Genomic DNA, 19,400 nt, shown 5'->3' on the forward strand with positions numbered 1-19,400 from the left:
GCGGCCCGACATATCATTTTATTAGGTTAAAAAAGTTGGTCTGACGAAAAAGGAGGACAAAGCCATTGAAGCCGAGCCGCTCTGAAAAAATTGCCGCTTTTGCCGAACTGTTTGTGAAACTGCATATCTTATCAAGCGCTCAAAAAGATGAAATCATTCATATCAATCAAAACAAACAAAAAAACCGTTGACTTGGCCCATAATGAGCAAAGCCCAACGGTTTTTTAGTGAACCTTTTCGCCTTGAAACAGATGTTCAATTTCTTCTTCATAGTTATCGCTCATAATCCCTTTTTCTGTGATGATTCCCGAAATGAGATGATGCGGTGTAATGTCAAAAGCGGGGTTAAAGACAGGCACATCAGACGGAGCGGTCCGCACTCCGGAAATCTGCCTCACTTCCTCAGGATCCCGTTCCTCTATCGGGATATCGGCGCCGCTTTTCACTTTCGTATCAAATGTAGATAATGGTGCAGCGACAAAAAACGGAATATCAAAGGCGTTTGCTAAAATCGCGAGACCATATGTTCCAATTTTATTTGCCGTATCACCGTTCTTTGCAATTCGATCGGCTCCGACGATGACGGCGGAAATTTGTTTTTCCTTCATCGTGTGGGCGGCCATGCTGTCTGTAATCAAAGTGACATCGATGCCCCCCTGCATCAGCTCCCACGCAGTAAGTCGTGAACCTTGAAGGACAGGCCTTGTTTCACAAGCGTAAATATGCAGTCCCAAATCCTTTTGTTTGGCCAAGTAAAATGGAGCGAGTGCCGTTCCATAGCGGCTCGTCGCGATAGAACCGGCATTGCAGATCGTCATAATCCGGTCGCCTTTTTTGAAAAGCTGCAGGGCGTTTTGGCCGATCATCCGGCACGTTTCCTCATCCTCGACCTGTATCTGAATCGCTTCATGGACAAGGTTCGTTTTTGCTTCATTTACGGAAATGGCGTTTTCGATCGAATGGCTCAGTCTTTCAAGCGCCCAAGATAAATTAATGGCGGTAGGCCGTGAGCTGTTTAAATATTGTTTGATATCTTCAAGTCTGCTGCGGAATTCCGTGACATCATCTGTTTCTATGTCTTTTGCAGCAAGCGCAAGTCCGAAGGCAGCCGTAATGCCGATGGCCGGGGCGCCTCTTACCTTGAGCGTGACAATCGCGTCAAATACATCCTCTTTCGTCGTCAGCTCCACATATTCGGTCACGTCAGGAAGCTTTTGTTGATTTAAAATGGTAATAGCTGTTTCTTTCCATTCAACAGAACGTGGAACAGCAAATGAATGGGTCATGAATGGATCATTCCTTTACAAGTAACTTAAATAATTCAATAACATCTGTGATCGTTTTGAAGTCCGAACGTTTTTCAATAAAGGCTGTGCCGGTTTCGAGCGCCAGCCGTTTTCTGATGATTCGTTTATCAAACGGCACGATTGTATCCAGATCAGCCACATGGGAAAGGCCGATCGTCCGGCGTATCAGCTCGCAGCCTGCAAATCCGATCGCCTCTTCAAAAATATGACTGAGGGTGTCAGTAAGGTAACCGTCGATGTTGGCGTAAACATCCAGACTGTCCCTCTCCCAGGCTTCAGTGAATGTCTCTTGAAATGCTTCCCAGACCTGCTTGACATGGTGATATAATGGCTCTCTGTCATCACCGTCACGGCCGAGTGCGTTCAAAAATAAGTTGGAGATAAATTGGCCTATATCAAATCCGATCGGTCCGTAAAAAGCAAATTCAGGATCAATCACCTTTGTTTCAAGTTCGCTGGCGAAAATGCTTCCTGTGTGCAAATCACCGTGAATCAGCGTTTCTGCAGATGTTAAAAAACACTTTTTCAGTTTAGCGGCTTCGATTTTGACGTTGTCATTATTCCAAAGCTTTTCGACAAAAGGACGAAGCTCTTCTTCAAAATCATTTGTGTCATGGTCAAAGAAAGGATCTGTAAAAACAAGTCTTTCCGTAATGTCGCACAGCTCCGGGTTTGTAAACTGCTTAACAAGCTGTTTTTTCACCTTAGGTTCAAGCGCGTAATCTGAAGAATAGAAAAGGGTCTTTCCTAAAAATTCACCGATGTGCTGGGACAGGCGCGGATAGTTTTCGCCCTCAATGAGTCCTTTTCTTGCGATTTTTAAGTGAGAAAGATCCTCCATGACAGTAACTGCCATTTCTGTATCGGAATAAAACACTCTTGGAACCAGATGAGGGACATGCTCGCCTTGGCGGATGAGAGCGCTGCTTTCGATTCTGGCTCGATCGATTGTCAGCGGCCAGCTTTCTCCGACAACTTTTGCATAAGGAACCGCCTGTTTAATAATCAAAGCTCTGTCATGTTTTTGATCATAAATATGAAAAACGTAATTTAAGTTGCCGTCTCCGATCTCCTGGCATGTCAGCGTGCTTTTGCTTGGAAATAAGCCAAGCTTCACCGCAAGTGCCACAGCGGAGCTTTCATTTAACGTTTCGTATAAAGGTGTTTTTGTGACTGCCATTGTCATAACCTCCAATTATGTAATCTCTTGATATGTTTTCAGCTGAATGGCCGTAAAAAAGCCTCCTTCTCAGAGAGAAGGAGGCTTAACATATAATGTCCGCCTCTCTTATCTCTCAGATCAAATCTGATGGAATTAGCACCGTGCCTTAAGAGACGAACGTCTCGGCGCGAAAAAGATGCGCCCCATTTCACAATGGAATTACGGTCGGTTGCTGTTGGGGTCAAAAGGCCAATCCCTCGCCCAACTCTCGATAAGAGAATATATTCACTTGTTAAACAATTCTAATTTATCAGTTGATGAACATAGTAACAGGTGTTTAAGTAAATTGTCAATCTATTTTCTAATATAAATCTTTTCTGATATCATCGAAAACAGGAATGTTTTCCCGCACCTTAACGCTTTCCTGAAGGTCGATTTCCGCTCGGACAACGCCTTCTTCCCGGCCGCCTTCAGCTAGGACGCGCCCCCACGGATCAATAATCAGGCTATGCCCGGCAAATTCATTATTTGGATTTGAACCGGTGCAATTGCAGGCAGCGATAAAGCATTGATTTTCAATGGCCCGCGCAATAAGCAGGCTTTTCCAATGATCAAGGCGGGGAAGAGGCCATTCCGCAGAAATAAACAGCACGTTGGCACCTTTTGTCGTATGTTTTCTGATCCACTCCGGAAAACGGATATCGTAACAGATCAATCCTGAGCTTTTGACGCCATCAAGCTCAAAGTATCCGTCTTCGGAACCGGCTGATAAATACACATGCTCATCCATCAGCTGAAAAAGATGGGCTTTCCTGTACTCTTTAATGATTTGTCCTTCCTTATCCGCGATGTACATTGTATTATAAACATCAGAATCCTTTCTGACAGCAACCGATCCGGCGATAATATGAACGCCATGTTTTTTTGCCGTATTCTTCAGCCAGCTTTGAGCAGAACGTCCGTCTTCATCAGCGAGCTCATCAAGGTTGGCCAAGTCATATCCGGTTGTCCATAGTTCAGGAAGAACAAGAACGTCAGCATGTTTGCTTTCTTTTTCGATGAAGAATTCAGCCTTTTTTATATTTTCTGAAGGTTTTCCGTATGAAATATCAAATTGAAGACAAGATATCGTCCATTTCATCTTATTATCACTCCACATTTTTCTTTACTTTTTTTATTTAACCATATATGATGATGGACTATCATTTCAAGATTTTTTTAGAAGGTGAGAATAGATGAAATTTGAACAATCTGATGTATTGAAGGAGCTGCCTCAACAATTCTTCGCTTCTTTGGTGCAGCAAGTGAACCGAAAGCTCGCAGAAGGACACGACGTCATCAATCTCGGACAGGGAAATCCGGATCAGCCGACTCCGGAACATATCGTCGAGGAAATGAAACGGGCTGTTGCTGATCCTGAAAATCATAAATACTCGTCTTTTCGCGGCTCATACAGTCTGAAATCAGCAGCGGCAGCATTTTATAAAAGAGAATATGGCATTGATCTTGACCCGGAAACTGAAGTCGCTGTATTATTCGGCGGGAAAGCCGGTCTGGTTGAGCTCCCGCAATGCTTGCTGAATCCCGGAGATACCATTTTAGTTCCGGATCCAGGCTATCCTGATTACTGGTCAGGTGTGGCACTCGCGAAAGCGAAGATGGAAATGATGCCGCTCGTAAAGGACAGAGCGTTTCTTCCTGATTACAGCAGTATCGCCGCTGAAGTGAGGGAACAGGCGAAATTGATGTATTTGAATTATCCGAATAATCCGACCGGAGCCGTTGCTACCCCTGACTTCTTTGAAGAAACCGTGAGTTTTGCGAAAGAAAACGGGGTCTGTGTCGTTCACGATTTTGCTTACGGCGCTGTAGGATTTGACGGCGGAAAGCCTTTAAGTTTTTTGCAGACTGAAGGTGCCAAGGATATCGGTATTGAAATTTACACACTGTCAAAAACGTATAATATGGCAGGGTGGCGGGTCGGCTTTGCCGTTGGAAACGCTTCGGTCATTGAAGCGATCAATCTGTATCAAGATCATATGTTTGTCAGTCTTTTCAGAGCGACTCAGGAGGCTGCAGCGGCGGCACTGTTAGCTGATCAGACGTGTGTGGCGGAGCAAAATGCCCGATATGAAAGCAGGCGAAACGCTTGGATCGCGTCATGCCGGAAAATCGGCTGGGATGTGACAGCTCCGGCAGGTTCATTTTTTGCATGGCTGCCTGTGCCTGAAGGCTATACTTCCGAGCAGTTCTCAAACCTTTTGCTGGAAAAAGCGAATGTGGCGGTTGCAGCCGGAAACGGCTTCGGTGAATATGGCGAGGGCTACGTCCGAGTCGGGCTGCTGACAAGTGAAGAAAGGCTGAAGGAAGCCGCTTATCGAATTGGGAAGCTGAACCTGTTTACCCAAAAAAGCATTGACAAGACTTGATAACGATGGGATAATTCGAAATAATTTATAAAATCTATATTTTCTTATCAAGAGCAGGCAGAGGGACGAGCCCGATGAAGCCCGGCAACCGACTTGTAAAGCACGGTGCTAATTCTTGCAGCTGGCGGCTGAGAGATAAGATTCGGACGAGAAACGAAACCTCTTTAGACGCGATTGCTGTTTGAAGAGGTTTTTTTATATGGATGAAAATGAAAGGAGCTCTGGCATGAGTGAGTTATTGGCAACATATCTCCTGACCGAACCGGGAGCCGATACAGAGAAAAAAGCAGAACAAATCGCAACAGGATTGACAGTTGGCTCTTGGACGGATTTGCCCTTGGTGAAACAGGAGCAAATGCAAAAGCACAAGGGACGGGTGATAAAGGTCGAGGAAAGAGAGGGAACTCCTGCATCAGGAAAACAAGCGGTGATCACAATCGCCTATCCTGACATCAATTTCTCTCAGGATATTCCGGCTTTGCTGACAACAGTGTTTGGCAAGCTGTCGCTGGACGGAAAAATCAAATTACTCGATCTTCACTTCTCTGAAGCATTTAAGCGCACACTGCCGGGACCGAAGTTTGGCGTATACGGCATCCGGAAGTTGCTGGGGGAATTTGAGAGACCGCTGTTAATGAGCATATTTAAAGGGGTTATCGGAAGGAACTTGAGTGATATTAAAGAACAGCTCAGACAGCAGGCGCTTGGCGGAGTTGACTTGATCAAGGACGATGAAATTTTCTTTGAGACAGGTCCGGCGCCTTTTGAAACAAGAATTACAGAGGGAAAGCAAATATTGAAAGAAACGTATGAACAAACCGGGCATAAAACGCTGTATGCGGTCAATTTGACTGGACGTACGGCTGATCTGAAAGATAAAGCGAGACGCGCCGCCGAATTAGGAGCGGATGCGCTTTTGTTTAATGTTTTCGCTTACGGCTTGGACGTCATGCAAAGCCTTGCGGAAGATCCCGAAATTGCGATCCCGATTATGGCGCATCCAGCGGTCAGCGGGGCGTTCACATCTTCTCCGTTTTATGGCTTTTCTCACGCTCTTTTGCTCGGAAAATTAAACCGGTATTGCGGTGCTGACTTCAGTCTCTTTCCGTCGCCATACGGCTCGGTTGCGCTTCCGAAAGAACATGCGCTGGCGATTCATGAAGAATGTGTAAGAGAGGATGCCTTTAACCAAACATTTGCCGTTCCGTCAGCAGGCATTCATCCCGGTATGGTTCCGCTTTTAATGCGGGATTTCGGCATAGATCATATAATTAACGCCGGTGGAGGCGTACACGGACATCCGAACGGCGCTCAAGGCGGGGGCAAAGCGTTCAGAGCCATTATTGATGCGGTCTTAGAAGCCCAGCCGATTGATGAAAAAGCCGAACAATGCAAGGATCTAAAGCTTGCGCTTGATAAATGGGGAAAGGTTGAAGCCGTATGACGACCCGAAAACCTTTAATCATTTGTGACTTTGACGGAACCATCACGAGAAACGACAACATTATAAGCATCATGAAAACATTCGCTCCCCCGGAGTGGACGGCATTAAAAGACGGCGTCCTTTCCAAAACGCTGTCGATCAAGGAAGGTGTCGGGCGGATGTTCGGCCTTCTGCCTAGCAGTTTAAAAGAAGAGATTACAAGATTTGTATTGGAAGATGCAAAAATCAGGGAAGGCTTTCGGGAATTTGTAGCGTTTATCAATGAGCACGAGCTTCCGTTTTATGTCGTAAGCGGAGGAATGGACTTTTTTGTGTATCCTTTGCTTGAAGGCATTGTGGAGAAAGAACGTATTTATTGCAACCATGCGTCATTTGACAGCGACTATATTCATATTGACTGGCCTCATTCTTGCAAAGGATCATGCAGCAATCAATGCGGGTGTTGCAAACCGTCGGTGATACATGAACTTTCTGAAGCGGACCAATATCTCATCATGATCGGTGACTCGGTTACAGATGTGGAGGCGGCAAAGCTGTCTGACCTTTGCTTTGCAAGGGATTATTTATTAAACGAATGCCGGGAGCGAAATCTGAATCATCTCCCGTATCAAGATTTTCATGAGGTTAGAAAAGATATTGAGAACGTAACGGAGGTACAGGAATGGCTGCAAAACAAGAACGCTGGCGAGAGCTCGCTGAAGTAAAACGGGAATTGGCTGAAAGAGACTGGTTTCCGGCGACTAGCGGCAATCTGTCTATTAAGGTTTCTGATGAGCCTTTAACCTTTCTCGTAACCGCAAGCGGAAAAGATAAACGCAAAGAGACGGATGAAGATTTTCTGCTGGTGGATCAAAACGGAGAGCCTGCCGAAAGCGGGCATTCTCTGAAACCGTCAGCGGAAACGCTTTTGCATACACATTTGTACAATAAAACCAATGCCGGATGCTGCCTGCACGTCCATACGATAAACAATAATGTCATCTCAGAGCTATACGGAGACCAAAAGAAAATCACATTCAGAGGCCAGGAAATCATAAAAGCGCTCGGACTGTGGGAAGAGAATGCAGAAGTGACCATTCCGATCATTGAAAATCCAGCTCATATTCCGACGCTCGCGGCACTGTTTGCGGAAGAGGTTTCAGAAGATTCAGGAGCTGTTCTAATCCGAAATCACGGTATTACAGCTTGGGGCCGAACAGCATTTGAAGCAAAAAGAGTGCTTGAAGCATATGAATTTTTGTTCAGCTACCATTTGAAATTGAACACAATTCAGCATCAGCTGGTTAAATAAAAGGAGGAACTGAAATGGCAACAATTCGTATTCATGATGAGGCAAATACAACGATTGAAAATCAAGAGGAAGTAGCAAGCTTTCTGGACAGTCAAGAGGTCATTTATGAACAATGGGATATCAGTAATCTCCCGGAACAGCTTTCAGAGAAATATGATCTGACAGAAGAAGAAAACCAGCAAATCCTTGATGCCTTTGAAACTGAAATTAAAGATATTTCAAACCGCCGCGGCTACAAAGCACAGGATGTTATTTCATTGTCAGACAGCAATCCGAAACTTGATGAACTGCTTGAGAACTTTAAAAGAGAGCATCACCACACAGACGATGAGGTCCGTTTTATCGTAAGCGGCCATGGGATTTTTGTCATTCAAGGCAAAGACGGCACGTTTTTTGATGTCCGTTTAAACCCCGGAGATTTAATCTCAGTGCCTGAAAATATCCGCCATTACTTCACCCTTCAGGAGGACCGAAAAGTTGTCGCGGTAAGAATCTTTGTGACAACCGAAGGCTGGATTCCGATTTATGAAAAGGACAGCGTGAATCAATAAGCAGGAAAAGAGGACAACATCCTAAAACTCAAAAAGTATTAGGATGTTGTCAACAATCTGAAAGCCCCTTTCAAATCGAACGGGGCTTCTTCATTGCAAACGCCATTTTTCATATCGTGACATTTCTTTTTTAATCAGTGTCCAAATCAAACCTAAAACAGCTGCATCGTCTATGATCCCAAGACCGAAGATAACGTCTGGAATGATATCGAGCGGCATGACGATATACAAGATGGCAGCAGTTAGAAGTAAAAGCGTTTTAACCTGTGAATGGGGGTAGTCGCCGTTTCTCCAATCACGAAGCATTTGCAAAAAAACAGTAATATGCTGGATACATTTTTTTCGGTTTTTCCTTTTTAAAATCGCTTTTCCGCCTGCCGCTCCGAGCATCAACGCTTTCTTTTTCTTCATGTGGCATACCTCCTGCCTGGCGGCGTGTTTAAGATATTCTTCTTCTGGGTATTGTTCTTCTAATCCTATCAATAAATCTATTATACCTGAAAAATTAACTTATTTAATGAAAATATGTTTACAAATAAAGTATAATCTGTAATAATGCACAATAACCCAATCAAACTTGTTTCCTATTTCTTAGCGGCGAGGGGTGAAGTGAATGGGCGGTTCTTCTGAACAAGAAAGATTGTTGGTGTCTATTGATGAAAAAAGAAAGTTAATGATAGATGCCGCTAGAAAACAGGGATTTACGGGCCATGACACGATCAGGCACAGTCAGGAGCTGGACTGTTTAATGAATGAATATCAGCAGCTTATGCTAGAAAACGAACATTCTCAAGGGATTCAAGGCCTTGTAAAGAAATTAGGCTTGTGGCCCCGCAGAGATGTCATGCCTGCATATGATGCAAATAAATAGCGGCGCTATCAGATGCATATATAAAGAGAGAGCTTTTCAGAAGCGCTCTTTTTTTCTGGAAAAATTCATATGAAAGAGGGAACTGATGAAAGAACTGGCGATTATCATTACTGAAATGATCAATCAATTTCATGATGCTTTTATTTCATTATGCGGAATGTTCGGCATTCATTTAACCGACAAAGAAATGCACTTTTGGGTGATTGGCGTTTTTGGCATTTTCTTTTTCGGCGTCACTCACGCTGTGTTTACTTGGATTTCTAAGTGGAGCATGACAGCCTTGTCCTTTATCTATACCGTTACAGTTATCATTGTCATCGTATTCGCGATTGAAATTCAACAAAAAGTGACGGGGAGAGGGAATATGGAGTTTTTAGATGCTACTGAGGGTTTAAAGGGTTTTTTGGTATTCTTTATGTTTTTTTTGCTTCTGAAAATGCTGCTGCGCTTCATCAAAATACTCTTTTCTGGCAGAACGGCGAGCAAGTCAAGTGGCAATGCCCGGTCACGAAGATAAAAAGCCCTCCTGACACAGTCAAGGGGGCTATGAAGCGGATACGGGGAGGATGATCGTCACCTCTGTACCTCTTCGCACTTCACTTTCGATATGAATGGAGCCTCCGTACATCAGCACAATCCGTTTACATACGACAAGGCCGAGACCGGTTCCTTTTTCTTTAGAAGTAACAAAGGGAAGGAAGATATGATCCAGCATTTCCTGAGAAATCCCTTCACCGTTATCCACAACTTTGATAATGGCCTTTTGATCCGAAGCACCCAAGGAGATCGTCAGTTTTCCTCCCTCAGGCATTGATTCGAGGCCATTTTTTGCTACATTTAAAATCACTTGTTTAATATGATCTTTTGTACATTTAACGAGTAAGGGCTGCCCGGTTAAATACTGTAATTCGACTTCAACATTGTATAGGTTGCCCTCAGAATAGATAATCGGCATAATTTCACCGATAATATCCTGAAGCGAGTTCAGCTCCCATTTTTCAGCTGTCGGTTTTCCGAGAACGAGAAACTCACTCACAATTTGGTTAATGCGCTTTATCTCTTGTTCAATAATGGAGAAGTACAGCTGATCTTCTTCACCTTTATATTTCTTTTGCAGCAGCTGAATAAAGCCGCTTATGCCGGTGAGCGGATTGCGGATTTCATGAGCTGTGCTGGCAGCAAGCGTCCCGATCAGCTCTAATTTTTGCGCCTCATTTTCTGAGCGCTCCAGCTGAGTCTGGCGTTTCAGCAAATAATACAGCACGAGAATAAAAAGGATATTCAGCAAAACAATAGTACATGAAAGTGGCAGAACAAGGCTTTTCGTCAGTTCTTCTATTGTGACCGGCTTCGGATATACTTTCATATTCCAGCTGATATCATCCAGAAATCCGCTGACTGGTTTCTGATCTTTTGCATGAGAGGCTTGTCCGCTCGTAAATATCATTTTCCCGTCTTGGTTCACTACTTCAATATAAACATCAGGGCTCAGCAAGTTAATGATATTTTTCAAATAATCAATTTGAATCGCTGCGACAAGATAATCTGTCACATTTCGTTTTGAGTCCAAAACAGGGACACAAATTGTAAAAATTGGCTGGCCTGTAATTCTGCTCGAATAACTTTCTGAAATGACTGTCTTTTTGGTTTCCTTCGCTTTTGTAAAAAAAGATCTGTCTGCCAGGTTTACTTTCGTTTTTAATTCTGTTGAACTTGCAGTGACGTCTCCTTTTGTATTAAGAAGATAGAGACCGGAAAATCTCGGCTCTGAATCAAAGGCTTTTTCCAAAATAGACTGCATTTTTTTTATATCAACCGGTCTGTCGATGGCGATGGACAGGGAGGTCATTCTCGCCTTTGTTTCTCCGATTAAATAATTAATTTTGTTGCGGTGAAGGTTCAGCATAACACTTGCTTCTTGCTTATGTTCTATAGCTATTGTATCTTTTTCTTTTTCATATACGAAAAAGCTGATGACGAGTGCCGGAATCACGACCAGTATCAAATAAAGTTTGATTCTCCCGCAGGCGCCTTTTAGTATTTTCAATTTGCATCGCTCCAACTTACACCTGATTAGAGGTATTATATCATTGTTTCTTCTTCTTTAATAAGAAAAAATAACCAAAAAAATTAGAAAAAGATGTTGGGTGGTTTACATGATCAAAAAGAAGAGAAATATTGGAAAGATTTTTATTGACATTTCCGTCTTTGTTTATTAATGTTTCTCTGTAACGGTTTCTAAAAGGATGATTGAGACATGACAGAAAAATCACTGAAGTTATTTATCGTGCTGTCGCGCGCGTATCGGTCTATTAACGATCATATGAATAAGCATATTCATAATCATGGGCTGAATCCGACTGAATTTGCTGTGCTTGAGCTGTTGTACCATAAAGGCGATCAGCCGCTGCAGCAGATAGGGGATAAAATTCTCTTGGCTAGCGGGAGCATCACATATGTTGTAGATAAGCTGGAGCAAAAAGAACTTCTCATTCGGAAAGCGTCTCCTACAGACAGACGAGTGACATTTGCACAAATCACTGAAAAAGGCACCGGTCTTTTGAATGATATTTTTCCTGATCACGCTGCGGAAATTGATGAAATGATCAGCGTATTAAGCGAAGAAGAGGTAGAGATGTGTACAGAGATGTTAAAAAGAGTAGGATTAAACGCAAAACAGTTTCATAATAAGTAAAAAAAGGAAGCCTGATCTATCACAAGGCTTCCTTTTTTTCTATTGTTCATTCGTTTCCGCAGCGCCTCTCGGCAAGATGAGAACTTCAACGCGCCGGTTTTTGCTTCGGCCTTCCGCAGTTTTGTTGGAAGCCACCGGTTTATACTCACCATAGCCCTTGGCACTGAACACTTTTGCGTCAAGCTTAGGGTTTTCAACCAGGAGTCCCATAAAGTTTACCGCTCTCATGACGCTTAAATGCCAGTTTGATTGGAATTCAGAATTTTTAATTGGCATATTATCCGTATGTCCGCTGATAATGATATTCCTCGGCGGGTTAATCACAAGAAGAGTGGAAATCTCTTTTGCAAGCCGAACATCTTCCTTACGGATGGTCGCTTTCCCAGAATCAAAGAAAATACTGTCTTTAATCGTAATCAGAAGACCTTCACTAGTCAATTTTGTTTCCAGCTGATGTTCGAGCTTTTTATCTTTGATGAACTTTTCTACCTGGCTCTTGACACTTTCAAGTTCTTCTTGATCAGCCGCTTTTTCTCGATCTTTCTTGTTTTTCTCTTTCTCTTCTTTTTCATCTTTCACTTCATCAATTCCGTCTGAATCGTTTTCAGGAGGGATGACACTGGAGTAGTCCATCACGCCGGTGCCGCCCGTAAAGACTTCATTAAATGATTTTGAAAGCATTTGAAACTTACCTGCGTCAATCGAGCTGCTCGCGTACAGCACAATAAATAAAGCCAGGAGAAGAGTTAGAATATCGGCGTAAGGAACCAGCCATGATTCATCAACGTGCTCGTCCTCATGCTTCTTCTTCTTTTTTCTCGCCATTTTGCGCCTCTCCTTGTTCTGCAAATTTCAAGCGGTCCTTCGCAGGAAGGTACATTAAAAGCTTTTGTTCGATGACTTTCGGTGCTTGTCCTTCAAGTACGGAAAGGACGCCTTCGATCATGACTTCACGCAGTTTTACTTCTTGTTTTGATTTTCGTTTTAATTTATTCGCGAAAGGATGCCATAATACATATCCCGTAAAGATACCGAGAAGGGTGGCAACAAAGGCCGCACTGATGGCGTGTCCAAGCTCATCTGTGTTATCCATATGAGATAGGGCGGCGATCAGTCCGATTACAGCTCCGAGTACTCCAAGTGTCGGCGCATACGTTCCTGCCTGTGTGAAAATAGCGGCTCCGGCCTGATGCCTGTCCTCCATTGCTTCGACTTCCTCTGTCATGATATCTCTGATAAATTCCGCGCTTTGCCCGTCAACAGCCATGCTGAGCCCGTTTTTGAGGAAAGCATCATCTACATCTTCAATGCTCGCTTCTAAAGCAAGAAGGCCTTCGCGGCGAGCAAGCTGGGCCCATTCAGAGAACATAGGAATAAGCTCTTCTATTGTCAGCTGTTTGTTTTCCTTAAATAACACTTGGAACAGCGCGGGCACTTTTTTAATTTCTTTAGTTGGGAACGCAATGACCACTGCTGAGATTGTCCCGGCGATAATAATTAAAATGGCAGCGGGGTTTGCAAGCGCGCTGAAACTGACGCCTTTCAGAACCATCCCCACGCTCAATGCCACAAAAGCAAGAATAACACCAATTAACGAAGTTTTATCCATAGTTTTCACCAAATCCTTTTTTTCTAGCTTGTCTATGGTTAATATCGGTTTCGGTACCCGGAACTTTAGGGAGATTGTGAATTTGTTCATGAAATATTCAAGGAAGAGGCATAGAAGGGAGAAATAAACAAATTCGGGGCCTTTCAAAAATTGAAAAGCCCGCGGGTTTAGCGGTATTGAAATTGGCAGCTTGCTCGCAAGATGTCCTTCAGACGGTTTTCATAACATAATAGAAATAAATATTCACTGTATATAAACATGTTCCATCCCTCCTTAAGAAAAAGTGTAAATGATAAAGGGGAGTAACACTTCGGGGGAAGGGACGGTATTTTCTCCGTCAAGAGTATGAATCCACAAAAAAACGGCTTCCTAAACAGGAAACCGCTCATTGTTATTTCGCGTGCACTTTGATTGTATGATCTTCTGCAGTCACATGGAAACTTGTGATCTCGCTATTGTCAAGCAGGAGATCGGTCATTTCATCTTCCACCCATTCTTGGATGGTTCTTCTGAGCGGACGTGCGCCGAATGAAGGGTGGTAGCCCAGCTCAGCGATTTTTTCTTTCGCTTCGTCTGTCACACTCAAGGTGATTCCGCGTTCTGCCAATGTTTCTTCAAGTTCTCCGAGCAGCAGGCTGACGATTTTGACCAAATGTCCTTTTTCCAGTGAGCGGAACTCAATAATGCTGTCAAAACGGTTGAGGAACTCAGGTTTAAAGAACATGCTGAGTGAATCAATCAATGTTTGTTCTTCGAATACACTGTCATCTGATTGGAAACCGACTTTCATTTGTTTCTCACCAGCACCCGCGTTGCTTGTCATAATAATCACAGTGTCTTTAAAGCTTACGGTTCTGCCTTGACTGTCTGTCAGACGGCCGTCCTCCATGATTTGCAGGAACATATGCTGAACGTCAGGGTGTGCTTTTTCAATCTCATCCAGCAACACGATGCTGTAAGGATTGCGGCGCACTTTTTCTGTTAATTGTCCAGCTTCCTCATGGCCGACATAACCAGGCGGTGAACCGATGATTTTAGATACGGCGTGTTTCTCCATGTATTCGCTCATATCAAGACGGATAATAGCGTCTTTTGTGCCGAATAGTTCATCCGCCAGCGTTTTAGAAAGCTCTGTTTTCCCTACACCAGTAGGACCGACAAAGAGGAAGGAGCCAACGGGTCTGTTTTTGGATTTTAATCCGGCGCGGCTTCGTCTTACCGCTTTTGCCACTTTTTGAACAGCGGCTTCTTGTCCGATCACACGTTCATGAAGTTTTGCTTCAAGCTCTTTCATTTTTGTTTGTTCATCCGCCTGCAGCTTGCCGACAGGGATGCCTGTTTTTTGTTCAATGATATCCTGAATATGGTCAGCTTCCACAGTGACAGCGGAATGAGAGGAAGAGCTGTTTGTTTTTTTCTCTAATGCGATTTCTTCATCACGGAGTTTTGCCGCCAGTTCGTAATTTTCCTCTTCCAGCGCTTTTGCTTTTTCGGCTTCAATCGCAGTTAAGCGTTCCGCCGCATCCTCATCATTCAGCTCATCAATTAACAGGTTGGCTTTTGAACCAGCTTCATCTAATAAGTCAATTGCTTTATCCGGCAGGTGTCTGTCCTGAATATAGCGGGATGATAAAGTCACACATGCTTTGATTGCTTCATCACTGAATGTCACGCCATGGTATGCTTCGTATTTGTCTTTGATCCCTTGCAGAATGAGGATGGCCTGTTCTATTGAAGGTTCCTGCACCATGATAGGCTGAAAACGTCTTTCCAGCGCGGCATCTTTTTCGATTTGACGGTATTCTTTCAGTGTTGTCGCACCGATGACTTGCAGTTCGCCTCTGGCAAGGGCGGGTTTGAGAATGTTGCCTGCATCCATAGAGCCTTCTGCAGAGCCTGCGCCAACGAGAAGATGAATTTCGTCAATGAACAGAATGACATTTTTTCGTTCTTTCAGCTCAGTGATCAGCTGTTTCATTCTCTCTTCAAATTGGCCTCTGATTCCTGTGTTTGCAACAAGGGATGCAACGTCAAGCAAGTAAAGTTCTTTGTTTTTCAGTTTGTTTGGAACATCGCCTTCAGCAATTTTTAAAGCGAGTCCTTCGGCGATGGCGGTTTTCCCTACACCCGGCTCACCAATGAGAACAGGATTGTTTTTGTTGCGGCGGTTCAGAATTTCGATCACGCGAGCGATTTCTTCATCACGGCCGATGACGGGGTCAATGAGACCGGCTTTTGCACCGTTTGTGATATTTTGAGCCAGCTCATCAAGCAACCCTTTTTTCTCGCTTTGTTTTGCTGCGTTTTGTTCTTTCGGCTGGAACGCTTGTTCAAACGGAAAACCGAAAGATTGAGGACCCATGCTCATTGAAGGTTTACGGGTCAGTTCGTTATAGCAAGTTTCACATAATACCATTTGTTTATGAACGGAATTAATTTGCATGTTAAGGCGAATCGTCGCCTCGTTTTGATGACAATGTTGACAACGCATTTGCCAAAACCTCCTTAAAAATTTGATCTATTTTGACCAATGAATGTGAATAAAAAGGCCGATTGAATTTGACCTTCTTTGACTATTAGTATACGGGAAACTTATCGGCTTTCAAAACAATATGCTCAGAGCAGTCTGACTATTTGACTAACTTTGACCAATTGGTTTTTAAAAAAGGCCGGCTCGTTTGACCAACTTTGATTCATAGTATACTCTGACCTTCTTTGACTTTCAAGTCATTTGCGCAAAATGTTTTTAAATTGTTTACAAAGTAAAACAAGTTTTCCCCTTCTTTTCAAGGAACTTGTCTCATAGGTTATAAAAGGCACATGTGGACAAAACTGCGGTTCGTTCGGAGGGGAGAAATGGAACAATCAAAAGGGTCAGCAAGTCAGCTTGCCTTTGTGTATGTCGGCACAGTAGTCGGAGCTGGGTTTGCGACTGGCAGGGAAATTGTTGAGTTTTTTCTGAAGTTCGGCTGGTTCGGTTTATTCGGTATTATCGTCAGCGGCGGAATGTTTACGTTTCTCGGGGCCAAGCTGATGATTATTTCAAAACGAATCAATGCCAAGTCCTATCAAGAAATGAACATATTCTTGTTCGGGGCGAAGGCTGGGCGGTTTATTAATGTGTTTATGCTGTTTGTACTCCTCGGCGTCACTTCTGTTATGCTTTCCGGGGCAGGGGCGCTTTTTGAGGAACAGCTGGGGCTGTCCCCTCAGATTGGGATGCTGATTACAATCGGTTTGAGCTTAATTGTGATGACTGGAGGAGTAAAAGGCATTTTCGGTGTCAATGTGTTTGTTGTTCCTCTTTTAATCATCTTTTCTATGATTGTGGTGGCCGACTCTTTTATTTTCAGCGAGTCGCGGAACGCAGCGCAGTGGGGATGGCCGCACCGTTGGGACTGGCTGTTATCAGCGTTTTCTTACGGCGCTTTAAATTTATCGCTTGCCCAAGCGGTTTTGGTTCCGCTGGCGAATGAAATGTCATCGGAAAAAGTGATAAAAAAGGGCGCTTTAGTCGGAGGTGCGATGCTGACGATTGTGCTGTCCGCGAGTTTTCTGTCTTTGTCGATGCTCCCGGATGTATTTTTGTACGATATACCGATGGCTCAAGTCGTTTATCTCTTTGCGCGGTCTGTCCATTTGATTTATTTGCTCATTATTTTCGGTGAAGTGTTCACATCGGTTATCGGCAATCTATATGGATTGGAAAAACAAGTGCAGAGCTTTCTTCCAATGAAAAGCAAATATATCTTTGCAGCCATTATGACCACGGCTTATATTACGAGCCAAATAGGATACGGCAAGCTCATTTCAACGATTTATCCATTGTTTGGCTATGTGAGTCTGGCGTTCATAGGCGCCCTGATTTGCAAAAAGGTTCCCCGGCGGCGCAGTTTGTAAATACAAGTAATGAAGTGAGCCGTCATTGCAGAACAATGATTGATCGGGAAGTCAGGGCTTACTTTTTTATTGTCAAGAAAAACAACATTATGGTAAGATAGCAGAAGTGAAAAATTGAAGAAAATCCGTGCGATATGCGGGAGAGGTTCTAGCTACACCCTCTATAAAAAACTAAGGACGAGCTGTATCCTTGGATACGGCCTTTTTTATGTTTTTCTAGAGCACCTTCCGAAAAGGTGTTTTTTTGTGTGAATCAGCTGTAGCGATGTCTCTCGCCGATGGTTTTATTGCGGAAAAGGAGAGGAATCATGAAAAAAGAAAAAGCAATTGTCGTATTCAGCGGCGGTCAAGACAGTACCACTTGCTTACTGTGGGCTTTAAAGGAATTCAAAGAAGTCGAAACGGTGACTTTTCATTATAATCAGCGTCATTCGCAGGAAGTTGAAGTGGCAAAATCGATTGCGGAAAAGCTTGGTGTGAAAAACCATTTGCTCGATATGTCACTTTTAAATCAGCTTGCACCGAATGCCCTGACAAGAAATGATATTGAGATAGAGGCAAAAGACGGTGAACTGCCATCCACATTTGTTCCGGGACGGAATTTGGTATTTTTATCTTTTGCATCTATTCTGGCATATCAAATTGGCGCGCGCCACATTATTACAGGAGTCTGCGAGACAGACTTCAGCGGTTATCCTGACTGCCGTGATGAATTCGTGAAATCTTGCAACGTAACGGTAAACCTGGCAATGGAGAAGCCGTTTGTGATTCATACGCCTCTCATGTGGCTCAATAAGGCGGAAACATGGAAGCTTGCAGATGAGCTTGGCGCCCTTGATTTTGTGAAAAACAACACGCTGACATGCTATAACGGCATCATCGCAGACGGCTGCGGCGAATGTCCGGCATGTCACCTTCGTTTAAAAGGCTATGAAGAATATATGGCGATGAAAGGAGAGCGTGCATAAATTGTTATCTCAAATTTATCCCCAGGCCCAGCATCCTTATTCATTTGAATTGAATAAGGACATGCACATCTCAGCTGCTCATTTTATCCCTCGGGAAAGTGCTGGAGCGTGCAGCAGGGTTCACGGGCATACGTATACCGTCAATATAACCGTTGCCGGCGACGAACTTGACGACTCCGGCTTCCTTGTCAATTTCAGCGTGCTCAAAAAACTGGTGCACGGAAACTATGATCATACGCTTTTAAATGATCATGAAGAATTTTCTCAGGACGATCGGTATTCGGTGCCGACAACTGAAGTTGTGGCGAAAACGATTTATGACAACGTACAGGCTTATTTAGACACATTGGAGAATAAGCCAAGCTGTGTACAGGTGTTTGTCCGGGAAACACCGACAAGTTACTGTGTCTACCGTCCGAAAAAGGGTGGTTTGAATGGCTAAAGGAATTCCTGTATTAGAAATTTTCGGCCCGACGATTCAAGGAGAAGGCATGGTAATCGGACAAAAAACGATGTTCGTTCGCACAGCCGGCTGTGATTATTCCTGCAGCTGGTGTGACTCCGCCTTCACTTGGGACGGGTCTGCTAAAAAAGATATTCGATGGATGACGGCTGAGGAGATTTTTGCAGAGCTTAAAGACATTGGGGGAGACGCGTTTTCCCACGTGACGATCTCGGGCGGCAATCCGGCCCTGTTAAAACAGCTGGGTGCTTTTATCGAACTGCTGAAGGAAAATAACATTCGTGCAGCGCTTGAAACCCAGGGGACTGTTTATCAGGAGTGGTTTACGCTGATCGATGATCTGACAATTTCTCCAAAACCGCCAAGCTCAAAAATGGTAACGAACTTTCAAAAGCTTGATTACATTTTGACATCACTTAAAGAGAATAACAGACAGCATGCTGTCAGCTTAAAGGTTGTCATTTTTAATGATGAAGATATGGCGTTTGCCAAAACCGTGCACAAGCGTTACCCGGGAATCCCGTTTTATTTACAAGTCGGTAATGATGACGTTCATACGACAGATGATCAGACATTGATTGCACATTTGCTTGGAAAATACGAAGCGCTTGTTGATAAGGTAGCTGCCGATGCGGAGCTGAATCTCGTCAGAGTGCTTCCGCAGCTGCACACCCTGTTATGGGGCAACAAACGCGGCGTATAATAGAAAG

General features: G+C 43.8%; 21 protein-coding genes and 3 riboswitches. Of the genes, 13 read left to right on the forward strand and 8 right to left on the reverse strand.

Annotated elements, in window-relative coordinates; genetic code table 11:
• The first annotated feature begins 65 nt into the window (after positions 1-65).
• Positions 66-191 (forward strand): hypothetical protein, encoded by a 126-nt coding sequence (locus tag JMN17_RS17015; RefSeq protein ID WP_141113380.1) that lies wholly within the window; start codon positions 66-68, stop codon positions 189-191.
• Between the two features lie 33 nt (positions 192-224).
• Here the strand turns inward: JMN17_RS17015 and mtnA are convergent, their stop codons facing one another.
• The 3 genes from mtnA to JMN17_RS17030 all read right to left on the reverse strand — a co-directional run bounded on the left by mtnA (position 225) and on the right by JMN17_RS17030 (position 3,610).
• Positions 225-1,286, reverse strand: coding sequence for an S-methyl-5-thioribose-1-phosphate isomerase (gene mtnA, locus JMN17_RS17020; protein ID WP_087990975.1), 1,062 nt, complete (start codon positions 1,284-1,286; stop codon positions 225-227).
• Between the two features lie 7 nt (positions 1,287-1,293).
• Positions 1,294-2,487, reverse strand: coding sequence for an S-methyl-5-thioribose kinase (mtnK, locus tag JMN17_RS17025; protein WP_141113381.1), 1,194 nt, complete (start codon positions 2,485-2,487; stop codon positions 1,294-1,296).
• A 105-nt stretch (positions 2,488-2,592) separates the two neighbouring features.
• Positions 2,593-2,747: riboswitch (SAM riboswitch) on the reverse strand.
• Between the two features lie 83 nt (positions 2,748-2,830).
• A complete protein-coding gene (locus JMN17_RS17030) occupies positions 2,831-3,610 on the reverse strand; it encodes a carbon-nitrogen family hydrolase (protein WP_087990976.1) in 780 nt (259 codons plus the stop codon).
• 94 nt (positions 3,611-3,704) lie between these two features.
• Between JMN17_RS17030 and mtnE the strand changes: the two genes are divergently transcribed.
• From mtnE to mtnD, 5 genes are all read left to right on the forward strand, one after another.
• Positions 3,705-4,898: a methionine-glutamine aminotransferase gene (gene mtnE, locus JMN17_RS17035; protein ID WP_087990977.1), complete on the forward strand. Its 1,194-nt coding sequence runs from the start codon at positions 3,705-3,707 to the stop codon at positions 4,896-4,898.
• A gap of 41 nt (positions 4,899-4,939) precedes the next feature.
• Positions 4,940-5,040: riboswitch (SAM riboswitch) on the forward strand.
• 84 nt (positions 5,041-5,124) lie between these two features.
• Positions 5,125-6,342, forward strand: coding sequence for a 2,3-diketo-5-methylthiopentyl-1-phosphate enolase (gene mtnW / locus JMN17_RS17040; protein WP_202328598.1), 1,218 nt, complete (start codon positions 5,125-5,127; stop codon positions 6,340-6,342).
• Positions 6,339-7,046, forward strand: a complete 708-nt coding sequence (mtnX, locus tag JMN17_RS17045; protein ID WP_087990979.1) for a 2-hydroxy-3-keto-5-methylthiopentenyl-1-phosphate phosphatase — start codon at positions 6,339-6,341, stop codon at positions 7,044-7,046. The genes mtnW and mtnX overlap by 4 nt, the downstream gene beginning before the upstream one ends.
• On the forward strand, positions 7,004-7,633 hold the full coding sequence (locus JMN17_RS17050; RefSeq protein WP_087990980.1) for a methylthioribulose 1-phosphate dehydratase: 630 nt from the start codon (positions 7,004-7,006) through the stop codon (positions 7,631-7,633). The genes mtnX and JMN17_RS17050 overlap by 43 nt, the downstream gene beginning before the upstream one ends.
• Before the next feature lie 14 nt (positions 7,634-7,647).
• Positions 7,648-8,184, forward strand: a complete 537-nt coding sequence (gene mtnD, locus JMN17_RS17055) for an acireductone dioxygenase (RefSeq protein WP_202328599.1) — start codon at positions 7,648-7,650, stop codon at positions 8,182-8,184.
• Between the two features lie 90 nt (positions 8,185-8,274).
• Here mtnD and JMN17_RS17060 read toward each other — a convergent pair whose 3' ends face one another.
• Entirely contained in the window at positions 8,275-8,595 is a 321-nt protein-coding gene (locus tag JMN17_RS17060) for a YkvA family protein (protein ID WP_087990981.1), read from the reverse strand.
• A 202-nt stretch (positions 8,596-8,797) separates the two neighbouring features.
• Between JMN17_RS17060 and spo0E the strand changes: the two genes are divergently transcribed.
• Positions 8,798-9,055: an aspartyl-phosphate phosphatase Spo0E gene (gene spo0E, locus JMN17_RS17065; RefSeq protein WP_087990982.1), complete on the forward strand. Its 258-nt coding sequence runs from the start codon at positions 8,798-8,800 to the stop codon at positions 9,053-9,055.
• A gap of 85 nt (positions 9,056-9,140) precedes the next feature.
• Positions 9,141-9,572 carry a hypothetical protein gene (locus tag JMN17_RS17070; RefSeq protein WP_087990983.1) on the forward strand — a complete coding sequence of 144 codons (432 nt, stop codon included), beginning with the start codon at positions 9,141-9,143 and terminating at the stop codon, positions 9,570-9,572.
• Between the two features lie 27 nt (positions 9,573-9,599).
• On the opposite strand, the gene kinD is transcribed toward JMN17_RS17070, so the two are convergent.
• A complete protein-coding gene (gene kinD, locus JMN17_RS17075; protein ID WP_202328600.1) occupies positions 9,600-11,117 on the reverse strand; it encodes a sporulation kinase KinD in 1,518 nt (505 codons plus the stop codon).
• A gap of 195 nt (positions 11,118-11,312) precedes the next feature.
• Between kinD and mhqR the strand changes: the two genes are divergently transcribed.
• Entirely contained in the window at positions 11,313-11,750 is a 438-nt protein-coding gene (gene mhqR, locus JMN17_RS17080; protein WP_087990986.1) for a MarR family transcriptional regulator MhqR, read from the forward strand.
• Positions 11,751-11,789: 39 nt separating this feature from the next.
• Here the strand turns inward: mhqR and motB are convergent, their stop codons facing one another.
• From motB to clpE, 3 genes are all read right to left on the reverse strand, one after another.
• Positions 11,790-12,575, reverse strand: coding sequence for a flagellar motor protein MotB (gene motB, locus JMN17_RS17085; protein WP_087990987.1), 786 nt, complete (start codon positions 12,573-12,575; stop codon positions 11,790-11,792).
• The gene (motA, locus tag JMN17_RS17090; RefSeq protein WP_087990988.1) at positions 12,547-13,359 is read right to left on the reverse strand and encodes a flagellar motor stator protein MotA; all 813 of its coding nucleotides are present in this window, start codon (positions 13,357-13,359) and stop codon (positions 12,547-12,549) included. Before motA ends, motB begins: the two co-directional genes overlap by 29 nt.
• 391 nt (positions 13,360-13,750) lie before the next feature.
• Positions 13,751-15,850 carry an ATP-dependent protease ATP-binding subunit ClpE gene (clpE, locus tag JMN17_RS17095; protein ID WP_087990989.1) on the reverse strand — a complete coding sequence of 700 codons (2,100 nt, stop codon included), beginning with the start codon at positions 15,848-15,850 and terminating at the stop codon, positions 13,751-13,753.
• A 365-nt stretch (positions 15,851-16,215) separates the two neighbouring features.
• On the opposite strand from clpE, the gene JMN17_RS17100 reads away from it, so the two are divergent.
• The 4 genes from JMN17_RS17100 to queE all read left to right on the forward strand — a co-directional run bounded on the left by JMN17_RS17100 (position 16,216) and on the right by queE (position 19,393).
• Positions 16,216-17,259 (forward strand): YkvI family membrane protein, encoded by a 1,044-nt coding sequence (locus JMN17_RS17100; RefSeq protein WP_087990990.1) that lies wholly within the window; start codon positions 16,216-16,218, stop codon positions 17,257-17,259.
• A 136-nt stretch (positions 17,260-17,395) separates the two neighbouring features.
• Positions 17,396-17,440: riboswitch (PreQ1 riboswitch) on the forward strand.
• Positions 17,441-17,567: 127 nt separating this feature from the next.
• Positions 17,568-18,227, forward strand: coding sequence for a 7-cyano-7-deazaguanine synthase QueC (gene queC / locus JMN17_RS17105; protein WP_087990991.1), 660 nt, complete (start codon positions 17,568-17,570; stop codon positions 18,225-18,227).
• Complete coding sequence (queD, locus tag JMN17_RS17110) at positions 18,220-18,669, forward strand: 6-carboxytetrahydropterin synthase QueD (protein ID WP_087990992.1); 450 nt, start codon at positions 18,220-18,222, stop codon at positions 18,667-18,669. Before queC ends, queD begins: the two co-directional genes overlap by 8 nt.
• On the forward strand, positions 18,662-19,393 hold the full coding sequence (gene queE, locus JMN17_RS17115) for a 7-carboxy-7-deazaguanine synthase QueE (protein ID WP_087990993.1): 732 nt from the start codon (positions 18,662-18,664) through the stop codon (positions 19,391-19,393). The genes queD and queE overlap by 8 nt, the downstream gene beginning before the upstream one ends.
• Positions 19,394-19,400 lie beyond the last annotated feature (7 nt).

This window comes from Bacillus sp. RHFS10, from assembly GCF_016757475.1.
GTDB lineage: Bacteria > Bacillota > Bacilli > Bacillales > Bacillaceae > Bacillus > Bacillus subtilis_G.